The 11,638-nt window shown below is 32.0% G+C and carries 14 protein-coding genes; 7 read left to right on the top strand and 7 right to left on the bottom strand.

Features of this window, described 5'->3' with window-relative positions; translation table 11 throughout:
- Positions 1 to 141: 141 nt before the first annotated feature.
- Positions 142 to 288 carry a GIY-YIG nuclease family protein gene (locus G4D72_RS13175; protein ID WP_166078200.1) on the top strand — a complete coding sequence of 49 codons (147 nt, stop codon included), beginning with the start codon at positions 142 to 144 and terminating at the stop codon, positions 286 to 288.
- A gap of 297 nt (positions 289 to 585) precedes the next feature.
- Positions 586 to 1,251 (top strand): porin family protein, encoded by a 666-nt coding sequence (locus tag G4D72_RS13170; RefSeq protein ID WP_166078199.1) that lies wholly within the window; start codon positions 586 to 588, stop codon positions 1,249 to 1,251.
- A gap of 70 nt (positions 1,252 to 1,321) precedes the next feature.
- Here the strand turns inward: G4D72_RS13170 and rocD are convergent, their stop codons facing one another.
- Together rocD and G4D72_RS13160 are read right to left on the bottom strand one after the other, a co-directional pair.
- The gene (rocD, locus tag G4D72_RS13165; RefSeq protein WP_166078198.1) at positions 1,322 to 2,602 is read right to left on the bottom strand and encodes an ornithine--oxo-acid transaminase; all 1,281 of its coding nucleotides are present in this window, start codon (positions 2,600 to 2,602) and stop codon (positions 1,322 to 1,324) included.
- A gap of 120 nt (positions 2,603 to 2,722) precedes the next feature.
- On the bottom strand, positions 2,723 to 3,265 hold the full coding sequence (locus G4D72_RS13160) for a DUF1697 domain-containing protein (RefSeq protein WP_166078197.1): 543 nt from the start codon (positions 3,263 to 3,265) through the stop codon (positions 2,723 to 2,725).
- 68 nt (positions 3,266 to 3,333) lie between these two features.
- On the opposite strand from G4D72_RS13160, the gene rlmD reads away from it, so the two are divergent.
- The 3 genes from rlmD to G4D72_RS13145 are packed head-to-tail and all read left to right on the top strand — an operon-like array spanning position 3,334 to position 5,944.
- Entirely contained in the window at positions 3,334 to 4,746 is a 1,413-nt protein-coding gene (gene rlmD, locus G4D72_RS13155) for a 23S rRNA (uracil(1939)-C(5))-methyltransferase RlmD (protein ID WP_166078196.1), read from the top strand.
- A 3-nt stretch (positions 4,747 to 4,749) separates the two neighbouring features.
- On the top strand, positions 4,750 to 5,247 hold the full coding sequence (locus tag G4D72_RS13150) for a DUF6452 family protein (RefSeq protein ID WP_166078195.1): 498 nt from the start codon (positions 4,750 to 4,752) through the stop codon (positions 5,245 to 5,247).
- Positions 5,219 to 5,944, top strand: coding sequence for a DUF6048 family protein (locus tag G4D72_RS13145; RefSeq protein ID WP_166078194.1), 726 nt, complete (start codon positions 5,219 to 5,221; stop codon positions 5,942 to 5,944). The genes G4D72_RS13150 and G4D72_RS13145 overlap by 29 nt, the downstream gene beginning before the upstream one ends.
- A gap of 76 nt (positions 5,945 to 6,020) precedes the next feature.
- Here G4D72_RS13145 and G4D72_RS13140 read toward each other — a convergent pair whose 3' ends face one another.
- Both G4D72_RS13140 and G4D72_RS13135 read right to left on the bottom strand, forming a co-directional pair.
- On the bottom strand, positions 6,021 to 6,254 hold the full coding sequence (locus G4D72_RS13140) for a hypothetical protein (protein WP_166078193.1): 234 nt from the start codon (positions 6,252 to 6,254) through the stop codon (positions 6,021 to 6,023).
- A gap of 288 nt (positions 6,255 to 6,542) precedes the next feature.
- Entirely contained in the window at positions 6,543 to 7,706 is a 1,164-nt protein-coding gene (locus G4D72_RS13135; protein ID WP_207784914.1) for a THUMP domain-containing class I SAM-dependent RNA methyltransferase, read from the bottom strand.
- 244 nt (positions 7,707 to 7,950) lie between these two features.
- Between G4D72_RS13135 and G4D72_RS13130 the strand changes: the two genes are divergently transcribed.
- Together G4D72_RS13130 and G4D72_RS13125 are read left to right on the top strand one after the other, a co-directional pair.
- The gene (locus tag G4D72_RS13130; RefSeq protein WP_166078192.1) at positions 7,951 to 8,694 is read left to right on the top strand and encodes a class I SAM-dependent methyltransferase; all 744 of its coding nucleotides are present in this window, start codon (positions 7,951 to 7,953) and stop codon (positions 8,692 to 8,694) included.
- Positions 8,694 to 9,407: a ZIP family metal transporter gene (locus G4D72_RS13125; protein ID WP_166078191.1), complete on the top strand. Its 714-nt coding sequence runs from the start codon at positions 8,694 to 8,696 to the stop codon at positions 9,405 to 9,407. Before G4D72_RS13130 ends, G4D72_RS13125 begins: the two co-directional genes overlap by 1 nt.
- Before the next feature lie 92 nt (positions 9,408 to 9,499).
- Here G4D72_RS13125 and G4D72_RS13445 read toward each other — a convergent pair whose 3' ends face one another.
- The 3 genes from G4D72_RS13445 to G4D72_RS13115 form a co-directional block, all read right to left on the bottom strand.
- Positions 9,500 to 9,760, bottom strand: a complete 261-nt coding sequence (locus tag G4D72_RS13445) for a MepB family protein (RefSeq protein ID WP_317165248.1) — start codon at positions 9,758 to 9,760, stop codon at positions 9,500 to 9,502.
- A gap of 42 nt (positions 9,761 to 9,802) precedes the next feature.
- Positions 9,803 to 9,955 (bottom strand): hypothetical protein, encoded by a 153-nt coding sequence (locus G4D72_RS13440; protein WP_235922510.1) that lies wholly within the window; start codon positions 9,953 to 9,955, stop codon positions 9,803 to 9,805.
- Positions 9,956 to 10,040: 85 nt separating this feature from the next.
- Positions 10,041 to 11,252 carry a glycosyltransferase family 4 protein gene (locus G4D72_RS13115; RefSeq protein ID WP_166078190.1) on the bottom strand — a complete coding sequence of 404 codons (1,212 nt, stop codon included), beginning with the start codon at positions 11,250 to 11,252 and terminating at the stop codon, positions 10,041 to 10,043.
- Positions 11,253 to 11,638: the final 386 nt, after the last annotated feature.

Below are 11,638 nucleotides of genomic sequence, written 5' to 3'. Positions count from 1 at the left end.
GCTCTGCTGGTTCAGTGCATCCCGATTTATCGGGAGGGTTGGGGGTTCGAACCCCTTTCCGAAATATCGGAACAAGCAATCGCCCACCAATTTAACTCCTTAAGAAATTAAGGAGTTTTTTTATGCCGAAATTATTTTTATATGCCATTTATCGTTTACATCATTTACAGTTCTGTTAAGAACAAATTTTATATTGGTTACACTTCTGACTTAGAAGAACGAATCATACGTCACAACCAAAAAAGCAAAGGTTTTACTGGAATCACTATTACTGTTCTTACACTTTAATTCTGATTTTTTTCCTAATTAAACAGAAAAACAGCCAAAAAAATAACAAATCATACCTGATTTGTTAACAATAAATAATAAAAACAAATTCATTGTTCTTTAAAATTGTTAATAACTTTAGCCTCATGAATCACAAAAAACTAATAAAACTCTTTTCCTATGTATCTTTAACAAGTATTTGACTATCAAGGCAGTTTGAAAAAAGTGTTAAAAAAAATGTTAATAACCTCCAAAAAACGAGTCTATAATTGAAAAAAACATTTTATATTTGACCCATAACTTTAAAAATAAACAAATATGAAAAAAGTATTATTAACTGCTCTAGCAGTATTTTCATTAACATTTGTTAATGCACAAGAAGAAAATTCTGAATTTGGGTTTACTAAAGGAAACATGTTTTTAGAAGGAAACTTATCTTTCGGTAATACAAAAACAACTGAATCTTTCCAAGGTACAGATCTTTCAGAACTTAAAGAATCAAACTTCAATTTTACACCAAAATTTGGTTACTTTATTTCTAACAAATTAGCTTTAGGAGCGCAATTATCTGTTGGAAGTCAAAATGAAGAAGAAAAAGATTTAATCAACAACACTACTGATGAATTAAAATTTAACACTTTTGGTGCTGGAGTTTTTGCTCGTTACTATTTCTTAGACTTAGGTAAAAGATTCAAAACATTTACAGAAGTAGGTTTAGCATTTGAATCTGGAAAAGCTGAAGTAAACGGAACAGAAACTGAATCTGCGAATGGATTTGGAATTGGTGTTGACTTAGGTATCAATTATTTTGTTACTAAAAACATGGCGATTTCTTTTGGATTAAATAACGTATTATCTTACGGAACTGCTACATTAGAAACTCCTGCTGGTGATGAAACTCAAGTAAGTGGTCTTTCTGGAAACTTAAACTCTTTTAACAACTTTTTTGATACTCCATCTTTTGGATTATTATACAAATTCTAATTAATAGAGTTGTTCAAAAACAAAAACCCGCCAATGGCGGGTTTTTTTATGAATATCGATAAAGAATATTTTACTTTTCAAATTCTTTTAAAGTAGATATAATGATCGAAACACAATCTCTCAATTGTTCTTCTGTCATTACTAAAGGTGGAGCAAAACGGATGATGTTTCCATGAGTAGGCTTGGCTAACAAACCATTTTCGGCTAATCTCATACAGATATTCCAGGCTGTATCACTTTCTTCGGTATCATTAATTACAATCGCATTCAACAAACCTTTTCCTCGAACTAAAGTTGCAATACTTGAAGTTTGAATATATGCATTTAATTCTTCTCTGAATACTTTTCCTAATTTACGAGCATTCTGTGATAAGTTTTCATCTGAAACTACATCTAAAGCCGCCATAGCAACAGCTGCCGCAACAGGATTTCCTCCAAAAGTTGAACCGTGTTGACCAGGCTTAATCACATTCATAATTGCATCATTGGCTAAAACGGCAGAAACCGGATAAGCGCCTCCAGAAATAGCTTTACCTAAAATTAAAATATCAGGTTGCACATAACTACTTTGCTTTTCGCAAGATTTTTCACAAGTACAATTACCACAAACAGCTAATAACGAACCCGTTCTAGCAATTCCTGTTTGTACTTCGTCTGCAATAAATAACACATTATTAGTAGCACATAATGCTTTGGCTTTGGCTAAATAATCTTCAGAAGGCACATAAACACCAGCTTCACCCTGAATTGGTTCGACTAAAAACCCAGCAATATTTGGAGATGAAGTAATTGCTTTTTCTAAAGCATCAATATCATCATACGGAATTTTAATAAATCCATCTGTAAATGGTCCGAAGTTTTTACGTGCGTTCTCATCATTTGAAAACGAAATTATGGTAGTCGTTCTTCCGTGAAAGTTATTTTCACACACAATAATTTGTGCTTGTTTTTCAGCTACACCTTTTTTCTCATAAGCCCATTTTCTACAAATTTTCAAAGCCGTTTCAACTGCTTCTGCACCTGTATTCATTGGTAATACTTTATCAAACCCAAAGTAATTTGTAACGTATTTTTCATACACACCTAACTTATCATTATAAAAAGCACGAGAAGTTAAGGTTAATGTTTGCGCTTGCTCTATCATGGCACCAACTATTTTTGGATGACAATGACCTTGATTTACAGCAGAATAAGCTGATAAAAAATCATAATACTTTTTCCCGTCCACATCCCATACATACACACCTTCTCCTCTATTCAGAACTACAGGAAGTGGATGATAATTGTGTGCACCATGTTTGTCTTCTAAGGCAATAAGATCAGCAGGGCTAATTTTTTCTAAAACTGACATAATTTATTTTTTATTGATTGTCAAATCGCAATTCCTACTTGTGGAGAGAAATCATCCATATTCTTGGTAAAAATACAAATTCAAATTTCAATATCAAAAATCAATATCAATATTCCCAGTCTAATTATCATACATTTCTAACAACTTAGTAACTGTATTCCAATTTCTCATGGTAGCTACCACATTTAGTTTTTTCTCAATGTACTTTTGATCTAATTTAGTTTTTCCAGCTCCAACAGCATATTTAACGTAAATTCTACTAGAATCAATTGCCACTTCATCGGGTTTGAAATTACTTATTTTTAAATCGTTTATGGCTAATGGTGATAAATCTTTTGAAATAAAGGCTACGTATAATTTTTTAGTATTACATTCCTTTTCTTTCCAATACGGATTATTTTTAAAACACAATTCTAATTCTGATTTGGTTACCATAACTATAGGCACATCATGTCCGAACACTTTAGCAATCTCTTGTTTGATTTTAAAACCTACAGTTGCTGCATGTTCTTCTTCCGAATCCACGAAAACATTACCCGATTGAATATACGTTTCCACATTTAGAAACCCCATATTTTCTAGCATTTTTTTTAACGCATCCATTTTAATCATGTTATGTCCTGAAACGTTGATGCCACGTAAGAGTGCTAAGTGTTTTGTCATGTTCTAAAAATTTGTTATAAATGTAAAATAATTTATCTAATCCGCATAACAATTCTTATTTTTGCAACATGGGAAAAAAGAGAACAGAAAAAATCGTATTCGAAAACGTACAAATCCTTGATGCAGGTGCAAAAGGTGTATCGGTGGCTAAAGCCCCAGATGGTAAAGTAATTTTTATTCCGAATGTGGTTCCAGGTGATGTGGCCGACATTCAAACCATGAAAAAAAGAAAAGCCTTTTACGAAGGTAAAGCCATCAAAATTCATGAGTTTTCGGAACACAGAACGGAACCTGTTTGTGAACATTTTGGTGTTTGCGGTGGTTGTAAATGGCAAAATATGAAATATAGCCAACAATTACATTACAAACACAATGAAGTATACAACAATTTAAAACGAATTGGAAAAATTGATATGCCAGAATTTGAACCGATTTTAGGTTCGGAAAAGCAATTTTTCTATAGAAATAAAATGGAGTTTGGTTTTTCATCTACGCGATGGATGACGCCAGAAGAAGTGGCTTCCGGAGCTGAATTAGATAATAAAAATGCTGTAGGATTTCATATTCCTAGAATGTGGGATAAAATTTTAGACATTACTAAATGTCATTTACAACAAGATCCGTCAAACGATATTAGAAACGAAATTCGTCGATTTGCGAACGAAAACAACCTTTCTTTCTTCAATCCAAGAGAAGTTACTGGTTTATTGAGAACCTTAATGATTCGCACGGCTTCAACAGGCGAATTGATGATTTTAATTCAATTTTACGACAACAACAAAAAAGAAATCGAATTGATTATGAACTTTTTAGCCGAACGTTTTCCAAATGTAACTTCGCTACAATATGTGATCAATCAAAAACTAAATGATACTATTTACGATCAAGATATTATTACTTTCAAAGGAAGAAATTATATTTTAGAAGAAATGGAAGGCTTACATTTTAGCATTAATGCAAAGTCATTTTACCAAACCAATTCAGAACAAGCGTATCAATTATATGCTATTACTAGAGATTTCGCTGGATTAACGGGTGAAGAACTAGTTTACGATTTATATACAGGAACAGGAACAATTGCGCAATTCGTATCGAAAAAAGCGAAAAAAGTCATTGGTGTAGAAGCCGTTCCTGAGGCAATTGCTGATGCGAAAGAAAACGCCACTCGAAATAACATTACGAATTGTGAGTTTTTTGTTGGTGATATGAAAAATGTTTTCAACGACGATTTCATCAACACACACGGACATCCAGATGTAGTAATTACTGATCCACCTCGCGATGGTATGCACAAAGATGTTGTGGCTCAGTTATTAAAAATTGGAGCTAAAAAAATTGTTTATGTTAGTTGTAATTCGGCAACACAAGCACGTGATTTGGCTTTGTTGGATGAAATGTACAAAGTCACTCGAGTTCGCCCTGTAGATATGTTTCCACAGACACATCACGTTGAAAATGTGGTGCTTTTAGAAAAAAGATAAACTATGAAAAAACTATTTCTATTATTAGTACTAATCAGCTGCTTTTTTTCAGGATGCGAAAAGGATGACATTTGCGATGCTGGAACTCCAACTACACCAAAAATAGTGCTTGAATTTTACGATATTGCAAACCCGACAGTTCTTAAAAATGTTACTAATTTAGGTATTATAGCGCCAGGTTTTACAAGTGGTTTTGGATTTTCAGGTACAAGTAACATTAAAATTCCTTTAAAAACGTTTCAAGATTCTTCAGTATTTTACTTTATTCAAAATGGAAGTGCTGAACCTTCAACAGATGATAACCAAGACGAAGTTACCTTCAATTATACAAGAAGAACGGAATATGTTTCTCGTGCTTGTGGATATAAAACTTTATATGTTTTGAACACTAGTAATCCTGTTACAGTAACTCCAGATTCAAATAATTGGATTCAAAACGTAATTGTAACGCAACCTAATATTGAAAACGAAAATGAAACACATGTTAAAATATATTTTTAGTCTCGTTTTTCTTGTGTGTTTTTCAATGGAAAGTTACGCGCAAGACAAAGCAAAAGATACCGTAAAAATCCCGCAACGTTATGGATTTAGATTAGGTGTTGATTTACATCGCTTATCAAAATCGATTTATGACAAAAATTACAAAGGTTTAGAATTGGTTGGCGATTATAGAATTACTAAGAAATTGTATATCGCTGGAGAATTAGGAAACGAAGAGAAAACCACACTAGACGACAACATCAACTTTACTACAAAAGGAACCTATTTTAAAGTGGGTTTTGATTATAATGTTTATCAAAATTGGCTTGATATGGAAAACATGATTTATGTTGGAATGCGAGCTGGAATTGGAAGTTTTGATCAGAAATTAAATTCTTATAATGTTTATCAAACTGGAAATTTTTATGGAACCAACACTATTGTTTCTGGACAAGAATTTAATGGCCTTTCGGCAAGTTGGATTGAAGTCGTAAGTGGTTTAAAAGCAGAAGTTTTCAATAATATATATGTTGGATTTTCTTTTCGATTGAACTATTTAGTTTCAAATAAAGAACCGGAAGGATTTGCTAACTTATACATTCCTGGCTTTAATAAAACTTATGAAAATAGTAAATTTGGAGCAGGTTTTAATTACACGGTAAGTTATTTTATTCCGTTGTATAAAAGCAAAACGAAAGCAAAAGAAATAAAACAATAATTACTATTTGATAAAAAAAATCCCAAATTCTGATACTTACAATTGGAATTTGGGATTTTTTCTTTTTGGAATTTGATTATTTTATCTCCTTCACTCCTTTCATAAAAAGCCATTTCATAAATAACTTTTCACCATCATTAGTTTTTACTACTTGAAATTTAGGTGCTAATATAGTTGCGACTAAAAAAGCAGCCACAGGAATTTGCCAACTTGTAAAAGAGGAGTAGGTAGCTACAATGAAACGAAATGTAATGAAAAGGATTAAAAACCCTAACATATTAAAAACTAAAGCTTTTGTTTGTTTAGACATAGTAATATTTTTTTAAAACTTGATTCTTGTTACTTTTTTCTTGGTTCTTTTTATTTGGCTCTTTTTACTTTTTACTTGGCTCTTTTAACTTTTACTTGGCTCTTTTTACTTTTAACTTGGCTCTTTTACTTTTACTTGGCTCTTTTTACTTTTACTTGGCTCTTTTTACTTTTTACCTGGCTCTTTTTACTTTTACTTGGCTCTTTTAACTTTTTACTTGGCTCTTTTAACTTTTACTTGGCTCTTTTAACTTTTACCTGGCTCTTTTAACTTTTTACTTGGCTCTTTTTATTCTTCTCTGTTCTGAAACTTAGTTCGCTTACTTCCGGCATACATTTCGTATTTTACCAAACGCGCTTCTAACTTACCATTAAATAATTTTATTTTTCTACTTGGACGTAATCCTACGAACTTTAACGCTTCTAAATTCGCAGTAATAAACCAAGCATTTGTTCCTGGGTAATTTTGCTTCATCGTATCACCAATTTCTCTGTAAAAACGTTCCATCTCAATATTTAAACGTTCACCATAAGGCGGATTAAAAACGATATGCAGCGGACCTTCAACTTCTTTTTCGGATTGAAAAAAATCGGCTTGTTTGATGGAAACATAATCGTCTAAGTTGGCATTTTTTATGTTATCTTTTGCTTTTTCCACCGCACTTGGCGCTTTATCACAACCCACAATTGTATAATGAAACTCTTTGGTTTTCTTCAATAACGATTCTAAAATCTTATCAAATAATTCCGAATCCCAATCGGGCCATCTTTCAAAAGCAAATTCTTTTCTATTGATATTTGCTGGAATATTACAAGCTATCATAGCTGCTTCTGCCACAATCGTTCCACTTCCACACATTGGATCTAAAAAATGTGCATTTCCGTCCCAACCCGACATGATTAACATTCCGGCCGCTAAAACTTCATTAATTGGTGCAATATTCGTTGCTGTTTTGTATCCACGTTGGTGTAATGAAACTCCTGATGTATCTAGAGAAAGCGTACAAAAATCTCTATCAATATGAATATGAATACGTAAATCTGGAAAATCTTTATCAATACTCGGACGTTCACCTGTATTCGTTTTAAACTGATCTACAATCGCATCTTTTACTTTTTGAGCTACAAACTGACTGTGTGTGAATTGCTCAGAATACAACGTCGTTTCTACTACAAACGATTGTTGCACTTTTAAATAATCTGACCAATCTACTTTTTGAATTCCATCATATAACGTTTGTTCGTTATACGCCTTAAACGTATGAATGGGCTTTAGAATTTTTAAAGCTGTACGTAAAGCCAAGTTGGCCTTATACATAAAACCTTTATCACCTTGAAAACTAACACTTCTAGTTCCTTTTACCACATTTTGTGCTCCCAATTGGAACAATTCTTTTTCTAGAATTTCTTCAAAACCAAAAAAAGTTTTGGCAACCATTTTAAAATTTTCCATAGACCTCTTTCCCTCAGAGAGAATTTAAGTATTAATTATATTTATGTTAGCCACAAATGCACGAATTTAATATTAAATGATTTCAATTCGAATCGACATTGTCGACAATTCATCTAATAAAACATTGTAACAAAATTTAATTCGATAATTGGTGGCAAAAGTAAAACAGTATTAGTTTCACTTCGCTTATTATTATTTGCAAAAATACATTAAATTTGTCGATTCATAATTTCCAAACAGATAAATGTCAGATTCTACAACAAAAAATTCAGAAAATTGGTTCAGTACTTGGTTCGACACACCATATTATCACATTTTGTACAAAAACAGAAACGATGAAGAAGCGCAAACTTTTATGGATAATATCACACATTATCTAAATATGCCTGAAAACGGAACTATTTTAGATTTAGCTTGCGGTAAAGGAAGACATTCCATCTACTTAAACAAATTAGGCTACAACGTAACTGGTGTCGATTTATCCGAAAATAGTATTGCGATTGCAGCAGCATCTTCAAATGAAACTTTGCGATTTAAAACGCACGACATGCGTGAGCCGATGAACGAAACGTATGACGCCGTATTTAATTTATTTACGAGTTTTGGCTACTTTGATACGCATGAAGACAATATCAAAACCTTAAAAGCCATAAAAGAAAGTATCAACGAATATGGTTTTGGTGTAATTGATTTTTTCAATGCCGATTTTATTATTGAGAATTTAGTAGCGGAAGAAACTAAAGAAATTGAAGATATAACTTTTAACATTAAACGTTATGTTGAAAATAAGAAAATTATCAAAGAGATTCGATTTGAAGACAAAGGTGAATCATTTTTCTTTACGGAAAAAGTTTCAGCCTTCACTTTAGCAGATTTTGAAGAAATGATGGAAGAAGCAGGCATTTATTTATTAGAAATTTTTGGAGATTATAAGTTGAGAAAATTTTACAAATCACAATCTGAACGTTTAATTATGATCTTTAAATAATGAACTACACTATTTATATTTTTCCTTTATTATCCGTTCTTTTGGGATATGTCTTTGCTGTATTTTTTGCACCCAAGAGCAAGAAAAACTTAAAACTATTACTTGCATTTAGTGGCGCGTTTTTATTATCATTAACGGTAATGCATTTGCTTCCAGAGGTATATCATAGTGAAGAAATTATTTCCGAACCAGGTCATGAAGGGCATTTCCATTCTAAAATTGGTATCTTTATAATGGTTGGAATAGTGTTTCAAATCATTTTAGAATATTTTTCGAAAGGCGCAGAACACGGTCATGTTCATGGACATAACAAAATTTCACACATTCCTTGGTTGTTGTTTTTTAGTTTATGTTTACATGCACTTTTAGAAGGATTACCTATCAGTAAAAATCCTGCTTTAGCCTACGGAATTGCAATTCACCACTTTCCCATTGCCATTATTTTAACTACGTTTTTCAAAAATGCACAATTGAACTCTAAAGCGATTTTATTTTTCATGATAACTTTCGCATTTATGACACCAATTGGAACGTTCTTAGCAGATAACTTATCTTTCATCACGAATTACTATTCGCAATTATCTGGAATTGTTATTGGGATATTATTTCACATTTCATCAACCATTATTTTTGAAAGTAGTGAAGGACATAAATTCAATTTAGCTAAATTAGTCGTAATTGCTTTAGGAATTTTGTTGGCGAGTTTTATGTAGAATTGCCACGAAGACAATAAGTCACTAAGTTTTTTAAAAGCTTGTATTAGCAAATAATTTCTTCACCAATTCAATATCAAAAGATTTTTCAGTTATTGAGTAGAAATATTTTGTTTGCCAAAGTTGTTTTTTACTACTTGTTTACTAGTGGCAATATCCCATAGCGGATAGACTCTAATTCCTCTCTTTCCAGAAGAATCTTTATTCCCAATAATTCCTTTTTCTAAAAGAACAGCTTTTGGAAACACAAATTGACCAATATTAGTGTCTTTTTTTGAAGTGATTACGATGAAGTCGAAATTATATGAAACATCAAACGGTGCTGTTATTCCTTTGTTATTTCTTTTCCAAATGGTTACTAACTGACCAATTTTAGTAGGCGTAATTTTTGACTATCAATGTATAATTTGAAAAGAATTTAATTGAAATGAACATGCATGATATTCGGTACTTTCTGCATCTACAACAAAGTTTTTGAATTCAAAATCGCAGGTATCATATACTAAAGTTTTTATTTGTAATTGATCGGGATGTATTTTATCTACCATAATTTTATTATTTATTGCAACACATCAAAGAATTTAAAAGGATTTTTGAAATCTGTGAAAATTTGTGAAATCCGCGGCTAAAAAACTATTTATTTTTTTCTTCTATCCAACGACTCATAAATTCTGTGCTTCTCATCGAATGAAATTGCAACATTTGCCCAATGAAATTAGCATTTCTATGCAATTCTAAATTAGTTTGAAGTTCATTTAAAACATTTAAAAAATTAGACTTATAAATTAAAAACATAAATTTCTGTTTGATGATTTCGTATCCATTTTCAACAGCTTGTTCCCAAACTTCTTGATTCGAATACAATTCAACTGCTTTAATTATAAAATCTGAATACTCATTTGCAATAAACCCATTCCAAGGTAAATCATCGCGCATCGCTTCTGCTCCAATAGTTGTAGTTACAGATGGCGTTCCATATTGCATACATTCTAATAGTTTCCCTTTAATCCCTGCTCCAAAACGAATGGGTGCTAATAAAACTCTAGCCGAACAAATGACTTCTTCCGCACTTTCCGCTCTACCATGGATAAAAAAACGCTCTTTCGGATTATGCAATTGATGCACTTTCTGAGTCGGATAGGCTCCGTAAATATTCAGTTTCGCGTATGGAAGTAAGTCTTTTAATTTTAGCCAAATTTCATTTTTTAAAACTAAAACCGAATCCCAATTAGGTTCATGATAAAAATTTCCAATAAAAACAAAGTCTTGTTTAGAATGAAAATCTGGTTTTTCTGGAGTGAAATTTTCAATCCAAATGGGCAAATAAAATAAAATCGATTTTGGTACTTGGAAAATAGTTTGCAATAAATTCATTTCATAATTTGAAACCATTAGCGACAAATCACATCTAAATATGGCAGCAATTTCTCGTTTGGCCACATCAGAATTATAATTTAAAATCTTACTATTTTTCTTTACAGCTTCGTGTCTGGCTTGACGTAAGCAATGTAAATCTTCTGTATCTAAGATTTTAATCGCATTTGGCAATACATTTGAAACGCGCCAACCAAATTGTTCTTCCACCATAAATCGATCAAACAAAACTATATCTGGATTTATCTGAAGTAATAATTCATCAAAAGCTGAATCATTGATCTGAACAGCGTGTTGTAAAATTCCTAAACTTGATAAATCGATAGAGTATTCGCTTTCAGAAGCAATTGAAGCATATTCTAAATCATATTTTTCCGATTGAAAAAACCGAATCAACTGCAACATTCTACTCCCTGCTGCAGATGAATTGGGCTCCACCCAAACAGAACTAATAATTAAAATTTTATTCATACTCAAATATACAAAGTTTTCTTAATTGAGCGTTCCCTCGTTAGAGAAGTATTCATTATACCACACGTTAATTTTACAACGAGGTCGTGTGTTACGTTCTATCTTTTATTTTGTTGAAGGCGTTTGGTGTTTAGATAGGTAAATTAGGACAACAACAAAAAAAAGGATGCCACTTCACCCACTAACGCAAAGGATTTCAGAAGGAGTTTACTGCAATAAACTCATAAAGAATCTGATTCAAGTTCAGATTAAAAAAAAAGTCCCGTTGGGACTAAATATAGTAAAAATAAGAGGCTATCTTTTCAGGTAATCTCTTAATCAAAGAAGGCAGCATTTGACCCGAGCGACAGCGAACTGACGAAGTATAGTAAGAGGAGAATGTCCAG

The organism is Flavobacterium difficile (assembly GCF_011392115.1).
Classification (GTDB): domain Bacteria; phylum Bacteroidota; class Bacteroidia; order Flavobacteriales; family Flavobacteriaceae; genus Flavobacterium; species Flavobacterium difficile.
The sequence above is the reverse complement of the archived record's forward strand: the minus strand, read 5'-3'. Positions and strand labels throughout refer to the sequence as shown.